The sequence below is a fragment of the Paenibacillus terrae genome (assembly GCF_005217525.1).
In the GTDB taxonomy this organism is placed as follows: Bacteria; Bacillota; Bacilli; order Paenibacillales; family Paenibacillaceae; genus Paenibacillus; species Paenibacillus terrae_C.
Genome location: NZ_PNXQ01000009.1, coordinates 150585 through 176896 on the forward strand (window position 1 = coordinate 150585; position 26312 = coordinate 176896).

Consider the following 26312-nt stretch of genomic DNA (forward strand, 5'->3'; position numbering starts at 1 on the left):
TCTGGAGTATCTGGATCTGTATCTGATTCATTGGCCGGTTCAAGGCAAGTATAAAGAAGCCTGGAGAGCGTTGGAGTCCTTGTATAAGGAAGGGCGGATCAAGGCAATCGGAGTCAGCAACTTCCAGATTCATCATTTGGAGGACCTTATGAAGGATGCTGAAATCACGCCAATGGTGAATCAGGTGGAATTTCATCCACAATTAACACAAGCCGAGCTGCTGCAATTCTGTCAAAAGAACAACATTCAAATGGAAGCCTGGTCCCCGTTAATGCAAGGCCAACTGCTCGATCATGCGGTACTGCAAGACATAGCGACCAAGTATGGTAAATCGGTGGCGCAAGTGATTTTGCGCTGGGATGTACAGCAGGGAGTTGTCACCATTCCCAAGTCTACCAAGGCGCATCGGATTGTCGAAAATGCCGACATTTTTGATTTTGAATTGACCCAAGAGGATATGAATCGAATTCAGGCATTAAATGCGAATCATCGGGTAGGTCCCGATCCGGATAACTTTGATTTTTAAACTCTATTTCCAAGATACGCCGTTCCTTTCTTCAATGAAAGGAGCGGTGTTTTTTGTCCTTGATGGGTCTGGAGCCACAGCATTTCAACCCCGCCATATGGTATTATAGGGTATGATAAAAGAGATGTTTTGGAAGCTTGTGAAAATGAAGACAATCCGGGGGACCTCATGAATAAGACGATTGCAGATATAGCCCAAATGGCTGGTGTGGCCAAGAGCACGGTATCCCGTTTTTTGAACGGCGGGGCTGTCAGTGTGGATACGAGACGAAAAATTGAAAAGGTGGTCAAGGACACAGGTTATGTACCTAATACCTTTGCCCAGAGCTTGAAAGCGAAGCGGACTAACATTATCGGAACCGTTGTGCCGCGTCTGGATTCCTTTGCCACATCCCATACGCTGATGGGTATAGATGAAGAGCTGCGGGCGCAGCATTATCAGATGCTGATCTCGAATACGAGTCAGGATGTGAAGCGCGAAATCGAAGCCATTTACGAGCTGGGTCGGCAAAAGATTTCCGGTATTATTTTACTGGCTGCCGAAATTACCGATGAGCATCTGACCGCGATCCGCGACATTGCGATTCCGGTTTTGCTGGTGGGACAGCAGCACACACAGCTTCACAGCCTTATCCATGATGACTACCGGGCGGGATATGATATCGGCGCGTATGTTCTGTCACAGGGCCACCGTGAAATTGCCTACGTCGGCGTTACGGAAAAGGATGTCGCTGTCGGTGTACGGCGCAAGGAGGGCTTTAAGCAGGCTGTTCAGGATGCATTACTCGATCAAGCTCATAGGGACGATGTGAAGCAACTGGAGCGAGCCGCCGGGTACGATATCAGATATTATGAAACCGGCTTTAAAATGTCCGATGCACGGGTGGTTGCGTCTGCGATTTTAGATGGCTTTAAGCCGTCATTAATGGTGTGTGCTACGGATAATATTGCGCTTGGCGTGATCAACGCGGCGTATTCCAGAGGAATTGCTATTCCGTCGGAATTGTCGGTGACTGGTTTCGGGGGATACGATATTACAGAGGTGATCCATCCTGCACTAACAACCGTGCAATATCCGTACATGGAAGCAGGACGCGTAGCGGCGCAAAATATTGTACGGCTGGTAGAACACAAACCAGTAGAGAAAGTGACTGTTATGAATTATTCCCTTATAGAGAGAGAAAGCGTTGACAAACGCTGAACAGGTGGATTATAATTTCTTCGAAACCGGTTCCATAGCACTCGGGCACAAGTGGAATCGGTTGCAAATCCATGGATGAGTATATTTTTTTAATCGCATAGGAACCGGTTCCTATATTATTTTTTCATTTACATTGGAACCGGTTCCTGAGGCGAAAGTTTTTAATAAGAATGAGGTACACCTATGAAAATGACAAAAGAACAAAAGTATCGACTGATTGAGCAGGCAGAGCCCGGTGAAATAGCCAGCTTGGAGAAAAAGGTGGAGCAATGTCACTGGCGCCAGGAGTTTCATATTCAGCCATCGACAGGCTTGCTCAATGATCCCAATGGCTTTTCATATTATCAGGGTGAATACCATTTGTTCTATCAGTGGTTCCCGTTTGGAACCGATCATGGAATGAAATACTGGTATCATTTGAAGTCCAGAGATTTGGTCACATGGGACGACTCAGGCATCGGGATCGCACCGGGTGATTACTTTGATTCACATGGTGCTTATTCAGGTAGCGCGATGGAGCATGAGGGCAAGTTGTATATGCTGTATACGGGAAATACACGTGACGGGGACTGGATTAGACATCCTTATCAATGTATGGCAGTGATGGATGAGAGCGGTCTCATAACAAAATGGGAGCATCCCGTTATTCCGAACGTGCCGGAAGGCTATACGGATCATTTTCGTGATCCCAAGCTGTGGAAGGACGGAGACAGCTTTTACTGTGTGATTGGTGCCCAAAGAGCGAATTTAACAGGCTGCGCCGCCCTTTATCGGTCAACCGACCTCCATACGTGGCAGTTTGAGGGGGAACTGCGCACAGGGCTGGAAACGTTTGGCTACATGTGGGAATGCCCCGATTATTTTGAACTGGACGGCTCGGGTGTATTGGTATTTTCTCCTCAGGGCCTGGAGCCTTCCGGGGATGAGAATCACAATATTTATCAGTCGGGCTATGTGATCGGCAAGCCGCTGGATACCGGGACCAGAATATTGGAGCATGGGGCATTCCACGAGCTGGACCGTGGCTTTGACTTTTATGCACCGCAGACGATGATCGACCCGCAGGGGCGGCGTATTATGGTGGCGTGGATGGGATTACCGGATATCGATTGTCCGACAGATCCGAACGGCTGGGCGCATTGCCTGACGCTGCCGAGGGAGCTTACCCTTCATGAGGGTAAGCTCATACAAAGGCCGATACCTGAGCTGACTACGCTGCGTAGAAAGCGTGAGAATCGGGTGGCTGACGTATTATCGTCAGAGAGCAAAACCTATACGGGCTTCAAGGGAACAGCCTATGAGCTGATTTGTGAGTTTGATCTTTTGAGCGCCAAGGCGTGCGGTATTGAATTCCGTGCAAGTGCGACCGAGAAAACGGTGATCCGATATGATGCCGTTAGCCGCAAGCTAGTGCTGGACCGTTCGCAATCGGGTGAGCCTGTCGCTGCTTCGTATGGTGAGATAAGACAGTGCGCCATGAATGGGGATCGTATCAAGCTTCATCTGTTCGTGGATACGTCTTCGGTGGAAATTTTCGTCGATGATGGGGAAGAGGTGTTCACCAGTCGTATTTTTCCGCACCCAGAGAGTGACGAAATACACTTTTTTGCCGACAAGGGAGAGGCTCTCTTCCAAGCGGTAAAATGGGATTTTACATGAATATTCAAATCATCAAGTGGATCGTTAATCATCAATAACATAACGGAATGAACGAGAGGATGGACATCATGGCGGATAACCGGGAAATAGCCAAAGAAGTGATCCAAGCAATCGGTGGGAAGGATAATATTGCGTCCTTTGCTCACTGTGCAACACGCCTGCGGATTATGGTGCATGACAAGGAGAAGATTGATCAGAAAAAGGTCGAAGAAATCGACAAGGTCAAAGGAGCTTTTTTCAACTCGGGTCAGTATCAGATTATTTTTGGTACAGGTACGGTCAATCGGATTTTCGAAGAGGTTGAGAAGCTCGGAGTGACCGGATCCTCTAAAGAAGAAGTGAAGAGTCAGGCGAAAAAGGAAGGCAACGTCTTCCAACGCTCCATTCGTACCTTTGGCGACGTATTTGTACCGATCATTCCGGTGCTGGTTGCTACGGGGCTGTTCATGGGATTGCGCGGCTTGCTTACCCAGCCGCAAATTCTGGCCCTGTTCGGCATGACGCCGCAGGATATTTCACCGAATTTTCTATTGTTTACCCAAGTTTTGACGGATACGGCTTTTGCTTTTCTACCTGCGCTGGTCGCGTGGTCAGCCTTTAGAGTATTCGGCGGCAGCCCGGTGCTCGGTATCGTCCTCGGTTTGATGCTGGTGAACCCGGCCTTGCCCAACGCCTATGCTGTTGCGGACGGCTCAGCTCATCCCTTGACGATGTTCGGCTTCATCCCTGTGGTAGGTTATCAGGGCTCAGTATTGCCAGCCTTCTTCGTGGGTTTAATCGGAGCCAAGCTGGAACGGGGACTGCGCAAACGGGTACCCGAAGCGCTGGATCTGATTCTTACGCCATTTTTAACACTGTTGATCATGATTATACTGGGGCTGTTTGCCATCGGTCCGGTTTTCCATTCTCTTGAAGAATGGGTACTGCAAGGAACGACGTTGGTATTGGATTTGCCTTTCGGTATCGCAGGGATTGTCATTGGTTTTCTGCATCAGATTATCGTAGTTACGGGTGTGCATCATATATTTAATTTTCTGGAAATTCAACTGCTCGAAAAGAATGGCGTAAACGCCTTCAACGCGATCATTACTTGCGCTATGGCTGCCCAAGGCGCGGCTTGTCTGGCGGTTGGATTGAAAACGAAGAACAGCAAGCTGAAAGCATTAGCGCTTCCTTCCTCGTTGTCCGCTTTTCTGGGAATTACGGAGCCAGCTATTTTCGGTGTTAACCTGAGATATATGAAGCCTTTTGTTATGGGTCTGATCGGTGGGGCAGTTGGTGGTTTTATCGCCTCCATCTTCCATTTGGCGGCAACAGGTATGGCCATTACAGTCATTCCGGGTACACTGCTCTACATGAATCATCAGCTTCCGCTTTATATTTTGGCAAACGTGGCTGCTATGGCAGTAGCCTTTGTCCTGACCTGGATGTTTGGCTATAAGGATAAAATGCTGGAGGAAGTCAAAACAGCAGGTTCCTCCAATTAGCATCACCTAGATGGTATGAATAAGTAAGCACACGCTTAGGAATTAAATGTAACGGTCGTTCTACTTTGGAGCGCTCTCACCCCTTGTTAAAGAGGGCTGCTAGAGAAAGTATCCAAGTGGGGTGGCCGTTTTTCTTTAAACTTTAGTATTTCGTACCCGGTTACGCATCATGACTTTGAGCGCCAGTCAGTTCGGAGCGCAACGGGTTGCCAGAGTATTTACAATGACATGGACTTGGGTCGTAGAATAGTTACCTTCCATTAATGCGGTATTCCTTGACAAACTGTAGCGATTTTTATCAAATCCCGAAAAACAAAATTTTATGTCAATAATGAAAAAAATTTCAAAAAATATATATACAATGGGTCAATTTGTGTGATATTATACAAACGTTGTTAAAATTTAGTATTGGGAGGCAATTATCTGTGAAAAAACTTCTTGTAACAATGCTAGTTATTATGTTGGTAGCCATTGGGTTGAATCCTGCAAGCTCTTATGCAGATTCATCTTCAACGGCTAAAGCCCCTTCTAACCAGTCTCTATTCCCACCCTACTCCTCAATTGTTAATTCGGATACGCTCTTGAGCGGCTTGACGCTAGAGGAGTATAATGAAGCTATAGCTAATGCAGTTCCACTGGAGTCAGTAATTGTAAAAAGTGATGAAACTCAATCCATTGAAAAAATTTCCCCTATGGCTGTGCCATCTTGGTCATTTAGCCACCTAAGTCGTAACGATGGATTTTGGTCAGATAAGTTTTCAATTGGTTATGCAGGGTATGTGCCTGTAAGTGTGGTACAGTGGGGAGATGATAGTTCTTGGTCTCAACCCGATGTTGGTTATACACTTGTGAGTAGAGATTATTTGGGCAAGGTTCGCATGGTTTCCGGAAGATATACAGGCACGAATGCAAAATTTGAAATCAAGGTACCAGAAGCTGGACAATACCAAATGTTAGTAAATAATTTAAATGACTATACCATTTCCGGAAATGGATTCATGGGTTATTAAATCTTTTTTAATGGATTACTTTTGGAAGGGAGGAAGTGAGTGTGAATAAGCGACTCAGAACAGTTGTTATTATTTCAAGTCTAATTGTCGTTGTCGGAGGGGCGGTGGCTGTTATCAAAAGTCAGACCTTTGCGAACAGCAGTAAGCCTCAAACCCAAACTACCAATGATCCTGACTGGCTCACACCTGAGAAAAAGAAGGAGATAAACGAGAAAGTGTTATCTTCACAAGCAGAAATTATACACACAAAATATGGAGATTTTTTCCCTGTTGAAGTTCCGAATGAGTATCCAAGCGATCAGGTTGCAAATCGGGACAATCAAGAGGAGATAACAGCTCAGACAAAGCAAGTTATCAAGAATAATTTTGTTTACGAAAAAAAAGAGAAAAAAAACTAATTTTTCCGGAACGCTTGTAAAAATGAGCGTTCTTTTTTGTGCGCCATGCATGGGCGCGTAATTAGTCGGTGAAAGTCCGCTATGGGGGCTGACAGTTGCCAACCATTAGCCAAGAGCAAGGGTGTCCGCCGTGAGGGGGAATCTGGGGGCAAAATTCCGACCTGAGGAACACGAACCGCATCAGGCATCCAAAGTGGGATGAGCCTGCAAAACAAAGCATAAAAAAGCATGTATTTATACTGATAGCTAAAAAAGCTCTGCCGACCCATTAAGGTTTAGCAGAGCTTTATTGTTCCTATCCGTTTAAGCACCTCCAATGGTAACGTAAGGCTGAATACTATGGTGGTGATTAAGTGCTTGATCCGGCACAGTTACAATAAACAAAAAGCTAGCCGCAATGATTAGCAGCACCATTTTTTTCAACATTGTTCATCCACACCTTTTCAATAAGATTTAAAAATGCTGTTTTAGTTTCTGGAACCGCATAATCCTGAAAGTGTAAAAAAAGACCCATACAATTTATAAAATAAGTCTCATTATTTAGCTTATGATAACTTATCATTGAATACATCAAATGTTTAAAACCATCAATGTAAGAACCTCGATGTAAATCATAATATGCTAATTCGTAACCAAACCACGCGATATAGTCCGGTATCACCTGTTGAGTATACATATCATCGGATGGGGGCTGTTCAGAAAAAGAATTATTCTCCGTTTTAAACTGTTGAAGTATATCATCCACGTCCAATTCAAATCGGTTTGCTGCAATGATAACATTCAACAATTTGGAGAGTTCCTCTTGTTCATTAGAGCCTGATGTCGCTGCAATATATTCAGCATAATCTTGAAGCACGCTTATATCTCCAGACAAAAGCTTATATACGTAAGTATTACCTTCCGCCCAATGTTGAAACAAACCGATCCAGTGTCGGGTATCCTCGTCCTTCTCTTTGACCCAATCTAAATTAGCGTAGGCATATGTATAATCTAGAGCTTGTTGAAAATCGCCTTGGGCTTCACAGACACTTGCACACAACAGGTCAGCATAGGTGATGTACACAAACATAGGACGACTTAGCTTTTTTTCGGATTCATTATGCTCTCGCTTCTTCTGTTGATGTTTCATCGAATATTGAATTTCCGCTTTATTTCTCATCTTCCTTGCCATTTCGTCAACATTGTCCCATTTACGCAAAGACCTATACACGTTAGCCAAATCCTTCAATGCGTCGAGCTGGTCTATTTCATCCAGGCGCTCAACAAAAGCTTCAAATATCGTAGCTGCCTTGAGATTTCGACTTTGATCATCTCCAATCTGAATCGTGAATATACGATATTGACAGACTGCCAAGCGTTCAGAATGTTGGTACTTCTCCACTTCTGCTACATTCTCATAGAGCAGCAGCGCAGCAGCATGTCGTCCTTGTGCTAATAGCGCTTCTGCAATTTCAAATAGTTTAGGTGAATAGAGTAGATTGTCCATGATTTGTCCAACGATTCGACGGATCGCATCCAGCTTGTCCAGCTCTGCACAACGATATAGCAACCGCTCAATTCGACGCATATTGGGAGAGCGTTCGATGATGTAGTCATCTATGAACCGTTCGTAAAAAAAGCCTTCCGGTAAACCCATAGCCTCAGTGATTAGATCAAGCTGGTTAACAGATATAGGACTATTACCAGTTACAATGCCACTTACTATTCCTCTGTTAATGCCTGCAATATTCCCGAATTGCGTTAGGCTCAAACCCTCTTGTTTTAGGTATTTGTCTAATTCCGCCCGAATCGTAGGTGTATGCTTCAAGTCATAACCACCCTTCACATAAAAATTCCATAATTTTATATTCTTGCATTCTATTTTTCTCCAAAATTAACCATATGTCAATATATTTTTTACTAATGTAATCCACAAAGCAGATTCTTCTGTCATTCGGGATATCACCTGCCAGTTGGGGACACCGCAGCGTCGTTCCAAGCAACGTCATCGTGTGGTGATGTTTCGAGATTTGGAAGGTCGAGTCACCCGAGTCGTTACCGATTTAATGCAGGTCACAGCGGAACAAATCGCACAGATGTATAAAGCTCGATGGCAGATTGAGGTCTTTTTCCGTTGGATCAAGCAACATTTGAATATTCCAACGCTGTTTGGGACAACCGAAAATGCGGTCTATGGGCAACTCTTTTGTGCGCTCATCGTTTATGTCCTGCTTAAATGGTTATTTGATGCCGCTCAAGGGACGTGGTCCCATGGGGATTTGCGAAACTCGCAAATCAGAAGAAGGAGCCATACACCACTGCACAAAGAGGTGTATGGCTCCTTCTTCAAGCATATTTCACTTGCTAACATGCTATTTCCGAATCGACTTGAAGGACTCTGTCTGCTGAGTAATGCCCTTCTCCGCTGCAAAGCGCTCGATGCTGGAAGCGCCAAAGAATCCATCAATGCCCTTCGTTCTCTCAATGACATAAGCCGCATCCTTCGGCTCTGCAATTGGTCCGCCGTGGCAAATAATCATGATATCCGGGTTCACAGCCCGACCGGCTTCAATAATCGCCTCGATTCGTTCTACACAGTCGTCCAGGGTCAGCGCTGTTTTTGCACCAATCGTGCCCTTGGTCGTCAAGCCCATATGCGCAACCAAAATGTCGGCTCTCGCCTCCGCCATAGCCTTCGCCTGAGCGGGATCAAAAACATACGGAGTGGTCAGCAAATCCAACTCATGGGCGATACGGATCATTTCAACCTCAAGGTCGTACCCCATACCGGTTTCCTCCAGGTTTTGTCTAAACACCCCATCAATCAAGCCTACTGTAGGGAAGTTCTGAACACCGCTGAAGCCCTGCTCCTTCAGCTGCTTCAGATATACCTCCATCACTCGAAACGGGTCGGTGCCGCATACCCCTGCCAGAACAGGCGTATGCTTGATGACGGGCAGCACCTCGGCTCCCATCTCAACGACGATTTGATTGGCATCTCCATAGGAAAGCAAGCCCGCAAGTGAGCCGCGGCCCGCCATTCTGTACCGACCGGAATTGTATACGATCAGCATATCCGCTCCGCCCGCTTCACTGCTTTTGGCCGTAATGCCTGTGCCTGCCCCGACACCGAGGAGAATTTTACCCTTCTTTACCTCTTCCCTGAATTTGGCCATAATTTCTGATCTGGTCAGCTTATTCATTTCGTATATCCTCCTTATTAGATTCTTAGGAATTTGATGCTTGCATGAGAGCGATCAGCTTTTGAGCTGCGGCCTCTGCAAAGGCCGGGTCGTTGATGGCGCAATCCAATTCAATCACTTCAATAACCGAGATGTCGACATGCTTACGCAGGGTATCGAACAGCATTCGGTCCTCCTCCAGGCCGTAGAAATGCTGCCCCTCCACATCAATTGCGGAAATGCCTCTAAGCGGCAGCATTAGCACGGTGCTTTCCTTTGCCATGTTCAGCTTCTCCGCAAGCTTCCTGCCAATCTGTTCATTTTCTGCCACCGTGGTTCTCATCAGGGTTACGGTCGGATTATGCTGATAAAACTTATGATCCTTGAATTTCTCCGGCACGGTATCTCTCGGCCCAAAATTGCACATATCCAAGGCGCCCACCGAGACCACCTGCGGAATGCGATTGCGGCCTGCAGCTTCCAAGCGATGCGGCCCTGCGTTCAAGACACCGCCGATGATCTCATCCGCCCACTCCGTCGTCGTCAAGTCCAATACCCCTTCAATGAAGCCCGCTTCGATCAACGCCTCCATCGACTGCCCTCCGATACCCGTGGCGTGGAACACAAGCACCTCGTAGCCCCTTTCCTCCAAATATTTTCTTGCCGCTGTCACACAGGGCGTGGTTACTCCGAACATCGTGGCTGCAACTAGCGGCTTCTTCTCCGGTTTATGCGTATGCTCAAATTTGAGCATTCCCGCAATCGCAAATAACGCATTTGTGAAGATTTTCGTAGAAATCGAGTTCAATCCTGCTACATCCACCACAGACGGAATCATGATGATATCACTCGTGCCTACGTATGGAGCTGTATTTCCAGACGCAACGGTCGATACCATCACCTTCGGAACGCCAATTGGCAGGGCTCTCATGGCCGGTGCGACCAGTGAGGTTCCGCCAGTACCCCCAAAGGAAATGATTCCGTCAAATTTGCCCTGCTTGTACAGCTGTGGTACCAGCTTCTTCAGGCCTTTGGACAAAACATCTGTAGCCGAAGCCCGATCCTTCCTTGCCGCAAGCTCCTCCATGTCCATGCCTGCGGCGCGGGCGACTTCCCGATTGGACACATCTGGAATAAAGGCCGGTTCGAATACGCCTGTATGAATCATCAAGGTCCCCATCCCAAGCTGCTCTGCAATCCTCTTGATGTAAAGGTACTCATCGCCTTTCGTATCAAACGTTCCAGCTATTGCGATAGTCTTCATTCTGCTGCCTCCTCGTATGATCATTTAGAACAATGCTCAATCGCAGGTAGCATACTGATTTTTTCGCTAACAGAAAAACCAGTACGATCGCTATAGCTTCATCATACTGGTCCTGTTTATTTGTGAAAACGCTTTTATGTTCTATGTTTTTGTGTTTAGGTTAGATCTGTACTTCCGCAAATTGAGTCAATGTCATGTTATTTTGTTTTAGATAGTCCTCGAACTCCGCTAAAATCGTAGTATACAGAGTGCGACTGGGTTTGACCAAGACAGGGTTTTTCTTTCATTTCACATTTCAATCCACGCACTCACATGGAGTGCGACAGCGAAAATGCAGTGATTTATACCCTAATGGTATCAATATCATACATTTTCGCAATAAACGATGCCGAAAAGGCTTGAATCAAGCATTGACATTCACCTATTACAACCCATCTAAGCCCTTTTCGACAAATTTCGAGGTGCGAAGGAGCCGGGGTTTTTATGTGAGCTTTACATTCGCACTTTATAAAATGTGGTAACTGTTGTCTATCCAGTTGCATCCAACATACATTTAAATACGGAGTTTCGCAACCTTATCCATCCTTTTACCGCCTTCTCTTTCCATTGTACAAGACAAGCTAGACAATCGAAGACCGTTCATCCAGAAATTCGGATGGGGAGCAGCCTGTAAGCCGTTTGAATATTCGATGAAAATAGGAAACATCACTATACCCCACATACTCTGAAATTTCACGAATCGTCAGTCGGGACTCGGTCAGCATGTAGATAGCGGTTTTAATACGTTGATTATGTACATGCTCGCTGATCGTTTGGCGTGTTACCTCACGCAGCAGTGTGGCTGCGTAGTTGGGCGTTTTGCGGATGGCGTCGCCAAGCTCCTCCTTCGTCACCTTTTCCCGATAATGATTCTGAATATACTGCTTCATATGCTCTACATGCTTCTCTTTATCGCAAGAAACAGCACCCTTGTCCCATTCCTGATTGATATAAATCATCGCTTCGGTCAGCAAGCAATCAGCCATCATGGCATAGTAGCTCGGTCGCTCCGTCCATTGATAGTACACCGACTTGATCCGTTCGTGCAGCATATCGTAGCATCCGAGCTTGATCAGCAACGGCTGGTCTGTATCCAGTAGGGGAAGTGCGTGGTTCGTACATGTTTTGTGGCAATGTATCACATACTTGGTATGAAAAAGTGTAGGAATGCTCTTGCCGTAGTAAGGCAAATGTCCGGGCAGAATCAGCGCTTCTCCCTTGCCGAGAATAAACTTGCAACCGTTCACCCAATATACACATTTTCCAAAGGTAACCAGGATGAACAGTAAGTCATCGTCGCTGCTATTCAGGCCAGCCTTTTCGTACCAGTCTATACCATGGTCCTGTCGCATGTCCGTCATTGTAATCACGAGGATCACTCTCCGATGTCTTAAAAATGTATTGTACTGTAGTACATTCATCATACTATAGTTCATAGTCTTGACGCACGGGTACAGGTAAAATAGAACCATAGAAGTTTATAGATAGAGAACTGAGGATTTTGCAAAAATCCCGAAGCGAAAAGTGGATAGAAACCAAACAGTAAAGACATTCAGGAGGATGACATTACTATGCTTAAAACGAAAATTATCTGTACTATGGGACCTGCCTGCGACTCCATTCATTTGTTAAAAGAAATGATCCAGGCTGGTATGACAGTAGCCCGTTTGAACATGGCTCACGGGGAGCTGGAAGATCACGTTAAACGTATTGAAAATGTGCGGCAGGCTGCAAAGGAACTGAACACCTTTATTCCTGTCATGATGGATATCAAGGGACCGGAAATACGGATTGGCAAGCTGAAAGAAGCATCCTGTCTGCTGAAGCCAGGCAGCCAGCTTATTTTGACCACAGAAGAAATTTTAGGGGACGAACATCGTATTTCGGTTAACTACCCGGATATGCCGAAGGATATCACAGCAGGCGACCGCATTCTCATTGATGATGGCTTGGTCGATCTGACGGTAACCTCTATTGAAGGAACTGAAATGATATGTAATATCGTAAGTGGCGGTATTTTAAAACCGAGAAAAGGTGTGAATCTGCCAGGGATTCATACGACCCTTCCGGGCGTGACAGAGCGCGATGTGAAGCACATCCAATTCGGGGTGGAGCAGCGTATTGAGCTTATTGCGGCTTCTTTTGTGCGTAAAGGCGACGATATTCGTGAGATCCGTGAGATTTTGAAGGGACATAACGCCGAGCATGTACAAATTTATTCTAAAATTGAAAATGCCGAAGGTATGGAAAACCTCGATGATATTATCAAGGCTTCGGACGGTATTATGGTAGCACGTGGGGATCTGGGCGTCGAAGTGCCTATTCAGGACGTACCTGTGATGCAAAAAGAAATGATCGACAAGTGTAACCTGGTCGGCAAGCCGGTGATCGTGGCTACACACATGCTGGAATCGATGCAGGTCAACCCTCGTCCGACGAGAGCCGAAGTCAGTGACGTGTTTAACGCCGTTATGCAAGGAGCCGATGTGGTGATGCTGTCGGGTGAATCTGCTGCCGGTAAATACCCTGTCGAGTCCGTCCGGACCATGGCTGCTGTAGCTGCGAGAGCCGAATCGCAATTTGACTATCAGGAGCAGTTCGACAAGCGCAGAGCGCGTCAAAGCACCAACATTACCGAGGTCATCAGTCAAGGTGCGGTTAGTTCGTCCCTGGAGTTGGATGCCAAAGCAATCATTACGTCTACGGCCAGTGGCTTCACGGCCCGTATGGTGTCCAAATATCGTCCGAAGGCTCCGATTATTGCAGTTACCCCGAACAATACGGTGTTCGCTAAAATTTGTCTGTTATCCGGGGTATTCCCGGTCAAAGGCGATAAGGTAGTGACGACGGATGAAATGTTCGAATCCTCCATCCGCAACGCCCTGAATGCAGGGTATATTCACAAAGGCGACACCGTTATCGTGTCGGCAGGCGTTCCTGTCGCCGAGGCTGGTGCCACCAACCTGATTCGAGTACATCAAGTGTAAGCGTAGATACAGACAGCAGAAAGGCGCTGATCCCCAACGGGCTCAGCGCCTTTTTTACATACTATTGTGTTGCAGGCTTACAGTCCAAACACACTCTTGGCAACGACCTGCGTCAACTCTGCCTTATGGGCTTGGTACTGTGCAGGCGTAATGCTCTTGCTGGCCAGTCGTTGATCTAGCTGCTCTGTCAACTGAGTCACCTGCAAATCAACGACAGCTTGAGCGTCCCGTTCATTATATTGTGCAATATCTGCCAAGGTTTGACCGTTATACAACGCATCATACAATTGCTCGTCCGAGGATACACCCAGTGTTTCCAGCAGCTCATCATCCTTGGAAGCCTCACTATCCTGTAGCTGAAGGGCTCTCTCTGGAGCCAGTGCAGAAGCATTGGCCCGACTTCCCCATGTAGAGGACTGCCCAATAGACAACGCCAGCAACAAGGTGCAGATAACCATGATTCGTTTTCGATTCATAAGAGTAAAGTCTCCTTTTGATTTCTTTAAAATTCTGACAGGGTGGAACGGTATATGGATATCCAACGGGAGTAATATTCTTGCTTTTAGCCCATCTGGCTTTTATGTAGTTACCAGATTCTTAAATACATCATACACGCCCAATCTTAGCGTCAGCTTAATACTCGTTTAAAATAAACTAAAAGTTCATATTGTAAACAGGTAACAGCAAAAAAATTTCACTGATGCTCGCAGGGTGGCTCGTACGATGGATGTGATCTATCCTTCGGTCCCTGTTTTTTTCTTTGACCAGATTTTTTGTATCCCATGCATACAGAGCAGCAGAAGAGGCAGAAAGAGGCCCATAGATAAGACATAAGGTGTCCATATTTTTGCATCCCAGGATTGCTGGTACGGGACATTCGGGTAAATGATCACCGACATGACGATTAGGATCATACCGATAGGGAAGATCAGCGGACGATCATCTTTCAGATTAAAGATTTGGCTTATCGCGATCATAATTGAGTGCATATACAGAGCCAGCCTGAAAAAGAGCGAAATAAACCACATGGCGGCCATGATCGCTTCAATACGCTGAAGAAAATTTCCAATGTTTATTTTTTTGGCTAATGAATAGCTTGGGTATATATTTCTTGCTGTTAAATCAGGGCCAAAAACTAAAACGGCCAACGTAATGAGCACAACCAGAATCAACCCGCCGATCAGTCCCCCTGTTAAAAAAGCTCTACGGGCTTGAACGGGGCGATCTACAGACGGAAAAATCATGAGCAAAACAATATGGCTCAGAAATGAAATACTAATAAAGGACAAGGCAGCAGACCAAATGGGTCCAACTCCCTTCTCCAGCACCGGTTGGATGTTCTCCAGCTTGATATTGGACACGACTAAAACGACAAAAGCCGTATACAGCAGAATGAACAACGGAAACAATAGTTCAGCAGAACGAGCTAACGTTTCCAGTCCAAGGCGTACGCCCATTAATACAATGAGCGCAAAGAGGATGTTGACCGCTTGTATCGGCGTTTCCGGCATCATTTGAGTAGTCAAAAAATTCCCCAAATCATACAACACCGCAGCAGGACCCCCCAGAAAAAACATAACCATAAACAGCAGAGCAACAGACTTCCCCAACCACTTGCCCATAAGAGTCTCCATGATTTCGACCAGGGTCATCTGTGGATACAGGATGGTAATCGTGTTGTACAGCCATATCAACAGCAGCCCGGCGCCCACTCCGACGAGTGCTGCGATCCATGCATCCTGTTTAGCTGTAGCGGCCATAACGGAAGGGATGACGAGAATTGCAGTGCCGATTGTAAATAATATCGTTAAGATCAACAATTGATATGTGGAGATTTTGACTTGCTTAGGCACCATCTTCACCTCTATCTTCACGTTTATCCGCCGGCTTGTTATTCTTGTTTGTCCCCAGCCTTTTCAAAGCATGTATACAGAGCAGCAGTAAGGGGAAAAACACCCCGAACGATAGTGCAAGAGGAATCCACGTCTTGGTATCATAGGTTTGTTGATAAGGCACATTGGGATATACGATGGTCGACAGGGCTACTAAAAGAATGCCGAGAGGAAGAACTAGCTGGCGGTCATTTTTCAAGCGAAAGATTTGGGCTATGGCTGTCACAATGGAGTGCATATACACCGTGATCCTGAAAAAGAGTGAAATAAACCACATCGTAGCCATGACCGCTTCGATACGTTGTAGAAAATTGCCGATGTTAATTTTTTTGGCTAACGCATAGCTTGGATATATATTTCTTGCGGTTAGATCAGGACCTAGTACTAAAATAGCCAATGAAACGACCACGACCAACATCAATCCGCCAATCAGGCTTCCTGTGAAAATAGCTTTACGTGCTTGGTCGAAACGATTGACAGAAGCCGGGAAGATCATGAGCAGAATGATATGAGGCAGAAACGCTGTGCTGACAAAGGACAGGGCAGCAGAGCAAATAGGCCCCATCCCCGTCTCCAGTACAGGTTGAACGTTTTCCAATTTAATATTGGATATCACCAAACCCGTAAACAAAATGTAGAGCAGGATAAATAACGGAAACATCAATTCGGCAGAACGAGCCAATACTTCCAGTCCCAGGCGGACAGCCAACAATATAATAAGCGCAAAAAGGATGTTGACAGCTTGTATTGGTGTTTCCGGGATCATTTGAGTGGTCATAAAATTCCCCAGATAAAATAAAACGGGAACGGGAGCATTGATGAAAAATATGGCGAAAAACAGAAGACCGACGGCCTTGCCTAGCCACTTTCCGAGCAGGGCTTCCAGGATTCCAATCAGGGTCATCTGCGGATACAGCGACGCGAGCTTGATGTACAAATACAAGATGAGAAGTCCGGCTGTGACCCCAACAAGCACGGCAATCCACGCATCCTGCTTGGCTATCTGCGCCACGCTTGATGGGATGATGAGGATTGCGCTCCCAACCGTATATAAAGTCGTCAGGATCATAAGCTGACGTGCTGAGATTCTGATCTGCCCGGGCACCAAATTCACCTCATCTTATTTTATTAGACCGATATGAGTTAGGAAATCGCTGAATGGTCTATACACGGCTGCGATCCAATCCAGAGGAGTAGGAATAAACCAACTTAATGCTTTGGCGATGCTGATTCCGACCCCAAGAAGAAGCAGAATGGAAAACAGCCAAAGCTCTTTTTTTAACCTCTTTTTCCGCATGTACGGGACCTCTAACATGCTGATTGCAACAGCGACCAGCAGTATGCCCAGAATGTTCAGTATTTTAGGCAGCATCTTTAACACCTTCTTATGGTAGGTTACTCCTTCATATCATTCAGGAATGAGCTGCCAATCGTGCCCACGCGCCGAAGTTTGAAATCGACCTTGATGTCTACGGGCAATTCTACAAAATGCTCACGGTCCCAATTTTTTTTCAGCGAATTCCAGGTTTTCGGATCAGCGCGGTGAATGGCTTCACCGAAACCGAAAATGTCGGCTTTGTACAATTTTTGAGCTTTTCTGACGGCTGATTTCATAATTTCTTCGATTTTCTCTTCCTCTTTTTTCTCTATCTCATAAATCGTGCTCACCTTGGTCAAATCCAGGCCCTGACACTCGACTTCTCCTACGTTGGCCTCAACCTGCATTTTAACATTGATCCGGGGTTCTCTCCTGTTAACGCTCCCTTTTATGGCGGTTTGGGTCCGAATGATTTCTGTAACAACTTTGCCGCCTTCGGGACAGGCTACAAAGCCGACAGAGCTTTGCACTTTGCCGAGAATGAAGTTGTAGCCCCTGCTTTCCGTTTCGTTTAACCATCCGATTAACTTGTCTTTTCTGAATACAGCAAGTCCCGAATACTGTAAACGGACAGGCGGGTCAATCTTTTGGACATTGTCGTTCGATTCTCCCATTTCTGTATTGCCGACGATCCGAAGTCCTGTCAAGATAGGCTGCATTCCTTTGCTGGTGAGAGCTGCAATCAATTCGTCCAGGGTCACTGTCATACTGGGCGACCAGTTTTTCTCTGATGTTTCTAGGGCGGAGAAAAGATCATTCGCCGGAATCGGGTCCAGGGGCGTCATAATTTTCAGTGTGTTCTCTGCACTGGTGCCCTTTGACACCACAATATAAAAATCGGTGCGGAACTGATGATCCCTGGAGAGTAAATCCAGAGCCTTTGCCATCCCCTCCCTCGCTATCGACTCACCGATTACGCATATGCGCAGGTGAGAGAAATACATTTTCCGGGGACTAAGCGTCGTTATTTTACGGATGGCTTCAAACACGGTATCCGCTTCCTCTGTGTACAACGTGGCTGGAGCCCTAACCCCTGATCCTTTTTTGGCTGCTGCTTCTCCGGGGTCCACAACCTGAACAGAGACACGAAATTGATCTCCTTGTTTATCGATCCCCATACCGACGGCGATAGCAAGCTCATTCAGCTCCCTGCGGTTCCAACAGCCCGTCAGAAGCAAGACGAGTGTAAGCATCAGGAACAGAAATGCCGTCTTCCGTTTCATGCTTGTCTACCCCTTTCCGTCTGTTCCTGTCTTCTCCGATTTATTCCCGTGGTTTCCGGGGTGGGGTGCTGTTTCGGCGATTCACATTCTTCTGATTGATTAGTCGGGGGCGTGTAATCATCATCCAGTGAGGAAGCCGAAAGATGGTATCCTTAGTGTCCGACGGTATTAAAGGGGCAAAAGGAGCCATATAGGGAACGCCAAACGAACGAAGGCTGCACATATGCAGGATGAGAGCAATGCCGCCGACGATAATCCCGAATAGTCCGAATGAGGCGGCAAGCCCCATCAAGGGGAAGCGCAGCATTCGAAAAGCAATGGACATATTATAGGCAGGCAGAACGAAGCTGGAAATCGCAGTGATGGATACGACTATAACCATCGCAGCAGATATGATGCCCGCCTCTACAGCCGCTTGTCCGATGACGAGCGTGCCCACGATCGAGACGGCTGCCCCGATGTACTTTGGCATGCGGACGCCGGCTTCCCGCAATATTTCAAAAGTCAGCTCCATCATGAGCGCTTCGATAAAGGCGGGAAAAGGAACGGACTCCCGCTGTGCTGCCAATCCGATCAGCAGTGAGGTCGGCAGCATTTCCTGATGAAAGGTAGTGATGGCAACATATAAGGACGGACCAAGCAGGGAAATGAAAACCCCGGTGTAACGAAGAACCCGGATGAAGCTGCTGATGTCGGCACGCTGATAATAATCCTCCGCCGCATGCAGGAAGGAAGCAAACAGCGCAGGTACGACAAGCACAAACGGGGTTCCATCTATCAGGATTGCGATCTTTCCTTCCAACAGCTCGGCGGCGATGACGTCCGGGCGTTCGGAGTTGTATACCGTCGGAAAAGGAGTAAATGTTTCATCCTGGATTAACTCCTCGATATACCCGCTTTCAAGAATGCCGTCTACATCAATGCAATTCAGCCGTTCATGCACTTCTTCGACCAGTTTATGGTCCACGATGCCCTCGATATACATGACTGCGACATCGGTTTGGGTCACGCGGCCGATTTGTTGTGTTTCCAGCCACAAATTCGGATCTTTAATCTTGCGACGGATCAAGGCCGTATTCGTGCGCAGTGTTTCCGAAAATCCCTCGCGCGGCCCACGGACAACATTTTCCGAGGCAGGCTCGGTGACCCCGCGATCCTTCCATCCTCGTGCGCTGGCCACGATTCCCTGCGTCTCACCGTCAACCAAAATGATCGCATCCCCGGACAACAAAGCATTATATAAGGTTTCAAAGTCGGCAACATCCCGGATGTCACCGATGGTCAGCGCGTAATCTTTTAAAATCTGCAATACATGGGAGGAGGTTTGGATGCTACGCTCCATGTCACTGGACAAGCTGCTATCCAGCATCATCGACTCCATTATGAAGTCAGAGACTATATTTTTATCCGCCAAACCGTCGGTATAGAGAATAGCAATGGTCTGGTCACCATCTTTGCCAATACGAACCTCTCTGATGATGATGTCGGTACTGTTACCGAGTGTTTGTCGGATCTGCTGAAGATTGGGTCCGATATTTGCACTAAGCTGCTCCTCTGAATGTGCAGAATGACTATTGCTGTGCTGGACAGGTGGCTTTTTAAACTTGTTGTGGATGTTTCTTTTCCGAAAACGCATGTACGTTCTCCCTCTCCTTGCGGATGCTTTTTAATCCAGTATGGACGCAGGAGGCTTCTGATAAACTTATTGTTGGAATTTTGATGGGTAGAAGGGGAATATGAAAAGAACCTCTTTCACAAGAATGAAAGAGGTTCTCAGGCATCTGCACCAATTACAATTTAGGATTTTTTCCATATTTGTTCTCAGCGGGTTGACTGTCTTGGCATAAGAATACAATCAGGATAATAGAACCGACAAGAGGGATTAAACTGATCAAAATCCACCATCCGGTTCTGCCTGTGTCGTGCAGTCTACGAGCTATAATGGCCAGAGACGGCAACAGGACAGCCAAAGAATAAAGGTACATCAAGATCGGAGTTAAGCCCACAATACCATCGATCAAACCGATTATAAAAGCCGCGATCGCATTGAACAGAGCAAACATCCAGTATTCTGTACGTCGTGCTCTACCTTGGAATCCTACATAGTTTTTTAATCCATTTAAATACCATTGCATATATTTTCACCTCCCCAAAAAGTTAAAGGTTTGCTTTAAAGTAATTCAAAATTGTTCTTTCAAGTATATCGGCAGGAAGGATATAGAATTTTACTTGTAAAATTATGGTTTTAAAAGGGTATATACGCAACTAATCTATTAACGTTAATAATTTAATGAATAATTTATAAAAATATAAAATTACATATTGAATTTTCCACATTCATTGAATAATATAAAGGTACGGTCAACCGTCAGGTTTGAATCCGCCTTCTTAACAGAAGGTACTTTTATTTTTTAAATTAATTGTAAGCGCTTTAATATAAGAAAGGGGGATGAGCAACATTTAATTCGAGGGTGAAGAAGCTAATAAAAACATAATCCTGACCGCCTTACTTAATATCATCTTATATTTAACAATCAGGTATGTTCAAAAACGAGAGGAGATTAGTTTATGAAGCAATTATTTTTTCGTAAAGTAACAGCAGCTTCTTTGGCGGCTGCGTTGCTGTTGCCTGCCTCCTTTGCAGGAGCCGAACAAACACTCAATCTGGACACAGATGGGATTCAAGCTGCGGGGCAGGTTACCCTTCAGGGTCAAAGCCAGGGGGACATTTCCATTCAAAACAAAAAGACCGTATCATTTAAAGAAACTTCCGTACATGATCCATCCATTCTGAAAGTGAACGATACATTTTATATTTTTGGCTCTCATTTGGCGGCTGCCAAGTCCAAGGACCTCATGAATTGGGATACGATTGCCACAGGAGTAGCGAATGGTAATGTATTGATTCCCAACGTCAAAGAGGAATTAAAAGAAGCGCTGGATTGGGCCCAGACAGACACGCTGTGGGCAGCGGATGTTATTCAGCTGGCCGATGGGAAGTTTTACATGTACTACAACGCCTGCAAGGGGGACTCCCCGCGTTCAGCAATGGGTCTAGCAGTTGCAGATAAAATTGAAGGTCCTTATAAGAATAAAGGCATTTTCCTGAAATCCGGCATGTGGGGCCAACCGGGTGAGGATGGGATGATCTATGACGCAACCAAGCATCCGAATGTCGTAGACCCGGACACTTTTTATGATAAGAACGGCAAGCTGTGGATGGTATACGGTTCCTACTCAGGAGGTATTTTTATTTTAGAAATGGATGGGAAAACGGGCAAACCACTGCCCGGACAAGGATATGGGAAAAAGCTGACAGGCGGTAACCATGCCCGTATGGAGGGGCCGTACATACAGTACAGTCCGCAAACCAATTATTACTATTTGTTCCTGTCCTATGGTGGATTATCGGCAGATGGTGGATACAACCTTCGTGTGGCTCGATCCAAAACACCGGATGGTCCTTTTTACGATGCTGAGGGTAACGACATGATCAAAGTCAAGGCGAACCCTGACAAGCCTCTTTTTGATGACGCTTCCATTGAGCCATACGGTGTCAAGCTGATAGGTAACTATCTGATTCCAAGGGAAGTCGGCGATCCGGGTACAGGGCTGGGTACAGGCTATGTTTCACCGGGACATAACTCGGCTTATTATGATCCCAAGACGAAGAGGCATTTTCTGATTTTCCACTCCCGTTTTCCTGGCAGAGGCGAGCAGTTTGAAGTGCGGGTACATGAAATGTTCATGAACGCTGACGGTTGGCCCGTAGTTGCTCCTTATCGTTATTCGGGAGATGAGGATTCACTGAAAAAGTTATCGGAAAAGGATGTCCTCGGTACGTATTCGTATGTAAATCACGGGAAAGAAATTTCGGCCAATATTAAGCAAGCCCTGACCGTCAGTTTGGATAGCGGCGGCAAACTGTCCGGCGGAGCGAACGGTACATGGAAGCTTGGCACAGGTAACCAACTGGAGATTACGGCGAATGGTACGAAGTACAAAGGTGTGTTCCTGCGGCACCTTGATCCAGATACGGGCACCAAGACGCTTGCTTTCACTGCGCTATCCTCCAAGGGTGTTGCGGTATGGGGTACGCTAAAGCCTGAACTAAAGGCCAGCAAGATTGTGGCTGCTGTGCAGAAGGATCTGAGTCTGGGCGATTTGAGCAACGTTTTTTATAATCTGACGCTGCCTACTCAAGCTACACAAGATACCACCATTTCGTGGGAGTCCTCACGTCCCGAGAACATTTCCGTGACAGGTGAAGTGTACCGTCCGGAGGTGGGTTCCCAGCCTGCAACGGTCACATTGACAGCGACCATTAAAAAAGACAGAGCAACAGCGAAGAAAAGCTTTATAGCCACGGTTCCCGAGCAGGCTCAGGGTCCGCAGCTCGCGCACTATTCATGGAGTGAGGATCAAGGGGCAACGGTCGTGGACAGCACATACAACAACTATGATGGCAAGACATTTGGGGGAGCCACATGGAACAAGGAAGGGAAGTCCGGAGGAGCTCTTGTTTTGAACGGCAAGGATGGTTACGTGCAGCTACCGGGTATGGTAACGGATGCCGAGGACTTTACGTTTTCCGCGTGGGTAAACTGGAAGGGTGGTGCAGCCTGGCAGCGGATTTTTGACTTTGGAAATGGGCAGATCCGACATATGTTTCTGACTCCATCCCAAGGAAGCGGAGTGCTACAGTTTACGATCCATGAAGGTACGGATCAAAGCCTGCTTTCCAAAGCACCGCTGCCATTGAACCAATGGACGCATGTAGCGGTTACACTGGAGGGGAATACCGGGAAGCTGTATGTAAACGGTGAAGAGGTAGCTGTTAATGATAGCGTTACCTTTAACCCCAGAGAGCTGTTGACGAGCGAGGCTTATCTCGGTAAAAGCCGCTTTACTGCCGATGCTAACTTTAATGGCAGTCTGGATGAGGTTCAATTGTATAATAAAGCGCTGACAAAAGAAGAAATTAAAGCATTATCGGAGCTGTGATTTTGATGGAGTGATATGGGCACATAAGACGCAGGAGACGAATTTTTTTAGAAAGTTCGTCTCCTGCTCAATGTGTTGTATATTTATTTTTCGTTTACTGGTATAATAAGAAGTAACTGTGGATATAATGATTGTAGTAGGCGTTGATGACTGACTTTCGCCTAACGAATAACAGCATAGACGCATAAGATTGAGGACAAGAGCATCCTTCATAATTTAAATTCACCAGTGCTTGCGTTTTCAATACACTTATGGTAATATGAGTATATTGAAATTGTGACCCGAGATTCGCATATTGTAGAGGGTTATTGTTTTAGGTTGAAATAACCTTGTGCAATATGTGAATTTTTATTTGTAAAAAATAAAGGTCATATAAATACATTTTGGAGGTAATTCCATGCAAACAGGTACAGTTAAATGGTTTAACGCAGAAAAAGGTTTCGGTTTCATCGAGGTTGAAGGTGGAAGCGACGTATTCGTACACTTCTCCGCAATCCAAGGCGACGGCTTCAAATCTTTGGACGAAGGCCAACGCGTAGAATTCAACGTAGTTGAAGGAAACCGTGGACCACAAGCTGAGAACGTTGTAAAACTGTAATTTAAAATTACAGCCTACTTCAGATGCCCCGAACATAGCGTTTGGGGCATTTGTTTTTATCTGTTCACAAGGCCGTTTTTGAACTGATTACATCTTATCGCTTTATAAATCATGAAGAAAGAGGGATGTTTATGTACAATTCACGGAAAAAGCCAATGGATGAGATTCCTGAGGAAATTACAACTGTCTGGAATTGCGCCAGCGATACGTGCAACGGATGGATGCGGGATAACTTCGCTTTTTCTGTCGAGCCGACATGCCCCATTTGCGGTTCTGCCATGGTAAAGGGCGAGAAAAAGCTGGCCGTTTTGAATAATACGAGCTTTAATCATACCAAGCAATCCTAATTGGATATATGTTTGTAGTGAAGGATGCCCCATAGCCGATAACGGTGCTGAGGCGTCTTTTTTGTTTTTTGGAGTTGCTCCAATGAATGTCCTGGGTCTTCGATTATGGCATGGGGGAAGGTTGAGATAGTATGCTCAGTAAGGTGGAATTAAATTCGGGGAGCGCATCGTAGAATACAGCATGACCGCTTCGTTCAAAAGGAATAAGCCTCGATCCTGCAATTCCTTTTTGGGTTTCCACAGCCAGCGGGAAAGGGCAGACCTGATCAAGCTTCCCGTGTAAAATCCAGGTAGGTACACGGATATGCGTAAGTTCCTTGCGTAAATCAGAATCACGTAGTGAATATAAAGTGAAGGCCATACTGTGTACAGAGGATGCAAAGCCTTGGTCACGTATCCAGTCTCCAAAGCTCTGGCTGACGGGGTTGGCAAACAATAGTTCGCCAAATGAAGTGACCAATTGTGGTCGATCTGTATAGGCTTGCTTGATGAGCTTATCCACCTCCGTGACCGGAGTGCCTTGAGGAAAGTCGCTGGATGGAGTGAAACGGGGCGTAGCTGCTCCAAGAAGAATAAGCTGAGTAACTCCAAATCCCCGAAGATCTACCTGAATACAGCGATACCCGTAGGAAGGCAGCAGAGCTACCTGATATTCATACATTCGATGATCCAGCGGCCAGCCATGCACCATCAGAACGGGGATGCCCTCCCCTGTATCTTCTACATACAGCTTGATGCCACGTTCCACCTCAACAGAATATCCCATTGGGATCACCCCTTTAGAGTCACGAAAATTCGTTCCTTCTCACATATATGTAGCTGGTGCTAAGCTCATTCGAAAAAGGGATGTAGCAGTCACGATCTGTACATATTGATTGTTAAAAAATGTATGTCATCCCGCATAGCGATAAGATATAATGATGGGATGAAATAGCAACGGGAGAGTGGAACCATGACAGCATCAAAAACTTTAAAATGGATTACAGGCGGTTTAGAGCTATTTTTAGCTATTCCTGTTTTGGGCGGATTCATCGTCTTAAACTCTGCGTATACCGTATTGTTTTCTATGATGATTTTCCATATCGTTACGTTAGTGCTATCGGTGGTAAACAAGGAGGCCTATTATGGATCTATCTTAGGGATCGTGACCTCTGTCGTCGGATGGATTCCATTCGTGGGTTGGCTGATGCATTTGCTTTCAGGTATATTTTTGATGATTACAGCAGCTCAACAGCCGCGTTATCAAGATCGCAACTCCTATGATGACTATTACCGTTACTAAAGTACAGACAGTTGAATCAGCAACCTGCTCTGTGGGATTACACCGCTTGTGAACATTTTGTGTGAAGTGAGAAGAAGGCTCTGTTGTTAAGAGAGCTTTGCGAAACGAATACAGTATCTGTAAAATGAAAATACAAGCTAATGCCGGAAGATCCGGTATCGGACGTTTCGCAGTGGTCACGTTTCCAAAATCATCGGTTGGAAATGTGATCCGCCAGTACATTGAGTAGCGCCTGGAGATCAGCAAAACCATTCTTATGGACGCAACTACGCCCGTCAAAAGCAACCATGTAAAGAAAAAAACGAGCAGAGCAAAAGTAGCCCCTCCTAGGTATAGGATGGACTACTTTTTTTGTATTACATTAGCTTTAATTCCAGTTCTGAGTCTCGTTTATGAAAAAGCTGAGAATCTCGAAATAGCTACATGACCTGAGCTGTTAGCTATTACTGGTGAATTAGCAATGGTAATAGGAAACCCAGATATATTTCTAAATTGAATTGTATCTCCGACAGCAAGAGCCTCAATTTGAACTAAAACCAATTGACCACTTGTTGCCGTGGTTACAGCAGGAGCGAGATATGCTGTAGAATTATTTAGTGATAACCCAATTGTTGCTTCTGGTAGTGTGGCAGTTGCAAGATTTATTACAACACTAATGTTATACAACCCCGCATTTTGTATTGTGAAAACACTTGTTACTGCGTTATAAGTAAGTGCAGTAGATTGGTTTGGAGTAATATTTAAAATGTTTGATCCCGAAGCAATTGTCTGAGGTTGAATATTACCGTTAAAGTATGCGTCTATAAACGTAGGAGGTGGGCCAGTGGGGCCGGTTGAACCTGTTGAACCTGTTATAC

23 protein-coding genes and 2 pseudogenes are annotated in these 26312 nt (G+C 45.9%); 12 read left to right on the top strand and 13 right to left on the bottom strand.

What is annotated here, in order from left to right:
• From C1I60_RS25450 to C1I60_RS08235, 6 genes are all read left to right on the top strand, one after another.
• Window positions 1-526 (top strand): aldo/keto reductase (locus C1I60_RS25450; RefSeq protein ID WP_252361631.1); only part of this gene is annotated, 526 nt, incomplete at its 5' end.
• Between the two features lie 168 nt (window positions 527-694).
• Window positions 695-1726: a LacI family DNA-binding transcriptional regulator gene (locus C1I60_RS08215; protein WP_137061284.1), complete on the top strand. Its 1032-nt coding sequence runs from the start codon at window positions 695-697 to the stop codon at window positions 1724-1726.
• Window positions 1727-1909: 183 nt separating this feature from the next.
• Complete coding sequence (locus C1I60_RS08220; RefSeq protein WP_137061285.1) at window positions 1910-3385, top strand: glycoside hydrolase family 32 protein; 1476 nt, start codon at window positions 1910-1912, stop codon at window positions 3383-3385.
• 68 nt (window positions 3386-3453) lie between these two features.
• Entirely contained in the window at window positions 3454-4872 is a 1419-nt protein-coding gene (locus tag C1I60_RS08225) for a sucrose-specific PTS transporter subunit IIBC (protein ID WP_137061286.1), read from the top strand.
• Window positions 4873-5297: 425 nt separating this feature from the next.
• Window positions 5298-5882, top strand: coding sequence for a hypothetical protein (locus C1I60_RS08230; RefSeq protein WP_137061287.1), 585 nt, complete (start codon window positions 5298-5300; stop codon window positions 5880-5882).
• A gap of 41 nt (window positions 5883-5923) precedes the next feature.
• Window positions 5924-6280, top strand: coding sequence for a hypothetical protein (locus C1I60_RS08235; protein ID WP_137061288.1), 357 nt, complete (start codon window positions 5924-5926; stop codon window positions 6278-6280).
• Window positions 6281-6668: 388 nt separating this feature from the next.
• On the opposite strand, the gene C1I60_RS08240 is transcribed toward C1I60_RS08235, so the two are convergent.
• Complete coding sequence (locus C1I60_RS08240) at window positions 6669-8087, bottom strand: helix-turn-helix domain-containing protein (protein ID WP_137061289.1); 1419 nt, start codon at window positions 8085-8087, stop codon at window positions 6669-6671.
• A 112-nt stretch (window positions 8088-8199) separates the two neighbouring features.
• Here C1I60_RS08240 and C1I60_RS08245 point away from each other — a divergent pair.
• Window positions 8200-8508, top strand: a pseudogene (locus C1I60_RS08245) (transposase); the annotation flags it as partial.
• A 123-nt stretch (window positions 8509-8631) separates the two neighbouring features.
• On the opposite strand, the gene C1I60_RS08250 reads toward C1I60_RS08245, so the two are convergent.
• The 3 genes from C1I60_RS08250 to C1I60_RS08260 all read right to left on the bottom strand — a co-directional run bounded on the left by C1I60_RS08250 (window position 8632) and on the right by C1I60_RS08260 (window position 12114).
• Window positions 8632-9462, bottom strand: coding sequence for a phosphoenolpyruvate hydrolase family protein (locus C1I60_RS08250; RefSeq protein WP_137061290.1), 831 nt, complete (start codon window positions 9460-9462; stop codon window positions 8632-8634).
• 25 nt (window positions 9463-9487) lie between these two features.
• Window positions 9488-10705, bottom strand: a complete 1218-nt coding sequence (locus C1I60_RS08255; protein WP_137061291.1) for a Tm-1-like ATP-binding domain-containing protein — start codon at window positions 10703-10705, stop codon at window positions 9488-9490.
• 620 nt (window positions 10706-11325) lie between these two features.
• Window positions 11326-12114, bottom strand: a complete 789-nt coding sequence (locus C1I60_RS08260; RefSeq protein WP_137061292.1) for a helix-turn-helix transcriptional regulator — start codon at window positions 12112-12114, stop codon at window positions 11326-11328.
• 201 nt (window positions 12115-12315) lie between these two features.
• Between C1I60_RS08260 and pyk the strand changes: the two genes are divergently transcribed.
• Window positions 12316-13731, top strand: a complete 1416-nt coding sequence (pyk, locus tag C1I60_RS08265) for a pyruvate kinase (protein ID WP_137061293.1) — start codon at window positions 12316-12318, stop codon at window positions 13729-13731.
• A 77-nt stretch (window positions 13732-13808) separates the two neighbouring features.
• On the opposite strand, the gene C1I60_RS08270 is transcribed toward pyk, so the two are convergent.
• From C1I60_RS08270 to C1I60_RS08300, 7 genes are all read right to left on the bottom strand, one after another.
• Window positions 13809-14207, bottom strand: coding sequence for a hypothetical protein (locus tag C1I60_RS08270; RefSeq protein ID WP_137061294.1), 399 nt, complete (start codon window positions 14205-14207; stop codon window positions 13809-13811).
• A 258-nt stretch (window positions 14208-14465) separates the two neighbouring features.
• Window positions 14466-15587 (bottom strand): GerAB/ArcD/ProY family transporter, encoded by a 1122-nt coding sequence (locus C1I60_RS08275; RefSeq protein ID WP_137061309.1) that lies wholly within the window; start codon window positions 15585-15587, stop codon window positions 14466-14468.
• Window positions 15577-16728 carry a GerAB/ArcD/ProY family transporter gene (locus C1I60_RS08280; RefSeq protein WP_137061308.1) on the bottom strand — a complete coding sequence of 384 codons (1152 nt, stop codon included), beginning with the start codon at window positions 16726-16728 and terminating at the stop codon, window positions 15577-15579. The genes C1I60_RS08275 and C1I60_RS08280 overlap by 11 nt, the downstream gene beginning before the upstream one ends.
• A gap of 15 nt (window positions 16729-16743) precedes the next feature.
• Window positions 16744-16995: a hypothetical protein gene (locus C1I60_RS08285; protein WP_137061295.1), complete on the bottom strand. Its 252-nt coding sequence runs from the start codon at window positions 16993-16995 to the stop codon at window positions 16744-16746.
• Window positions 16996-17018: 23 nt separating this feature from the next.
• Window positions 17019-18224 (bottom strand): Ger(x)C family spore germination protein, encoded by a 1206-nt coding sequence (locus C1I60_RS08290; protein ID WP_137061296.1) that lies wholly within the window; start codon window positions 18222-18224, stop codon window positions 17019-17021.
• Between the two features lie 40 nt (window positions 18225-18264).
• Window positions 18265-19860 carry a spore germination protein gene (locus C1I60_RS08295; protein ID WP_137061297.1) on the bottom strand — a complete coding sequence of 532 codons (1596 nt, stop codon included), beginning with the start codon at window positions 19858-19860 and terminating at the stop codon, window positions 18265-18267.
• Between the two features lie 154 nt (window positions 19861-20014).
• A complete protein-coding gene (locus tag C1I60_RS08300) occupies window positions 20015-20359 on the bottom strand; it encodes a DUF805 domain-containing protein (RefSeq protein ID WP_137061298.1) in 345 nt (114 codons plus the stop codon).
• A 433-nt stretch (window positions 20360-20792) separates the two neighbouring features.
• On the opposite strand from C1I60_RS08300, the gene abnB reads away from it, so the two are divergent.
• From abnB to C1I60_RS08315, 3 genes are all read left to right on the top strand, one after another.
• On the top strand, window positions 20793-23228 hold the full coding sequence (abnB, locus tag C1I60_RS08305) for an arabinan endo-1,5-alpha-L-arabinosidase AbnB (RefSeq protein WP_137061299.1): 2436 nt from the start codon (window positions 20793-20795) through the stop codon (window positions 23226-23228).
• Between the two features lie 397 nt (window positions 23229-23625).
• Window positions 23626-23826, top strand: a complete 201-nt coding sequence (gene cspD / locus C1I60_RS08310) for a cold-shock protein CspD (RefSeq protein ID WP_013308356.1) — start codon at window positions 23626-23628, stop codon at window positions 23824-23826.
• A gap of 131 nt (window positions 23827-23957) precedes the next feature.
• Window positions 23958-24173 carry a cold-shock protein gene (locus C1I60_RS08315; protein ID WP_013308357.1) on the top strand — a complete coding sequence of 72 codons (216 nt, stop codon included), beginning with the start codon at window positions 23958-23960 and terminating at the stop codon, window positions 24171-24173.
• 103 nt (window positions 24174-24276) lie between these two features.
• On the opposite strand, the gene C1I60_RS08320 is transcribed toward C1I60_RS08315, so the two are convergent.
• On the bottom strand, window positions 24277-24939 hold the full coding sequence (locus C1I60_RS08320) for an alpha/beta fold hydrolase (protein ID WP_137061300.1): 663 nt from the start codon (window positions 24937-24939) through the stop codon (window positions 24277-24279).
• A gap of 186 nt (window positions 24940-25125) precedes the next feature.
• Here C1I60_RS08320 and C1I60_RS08325 point away from each other — a divergent pair, with 186 nt between their 5' ends.
• Complete coding sequence (locus tag C1I60_RS08325) at window positions 25126-25455, top strand: hypothetical protein (protein ID WP_137061301.1); 330 nt, start codon at window positions 25126-25128, stop codon at window positions 25453-25455.
• Between the two features lie 390 nt (window positions 25456-25845).
• Here the strand turns inward: C1I60_RS08325 and C1I60_RS24415 are convergent.
• Window positions 25846-26312, bottom strand: a pseudogene (locus C1I60_RS24415) (hypothetical protein); the annotation flags it as partial.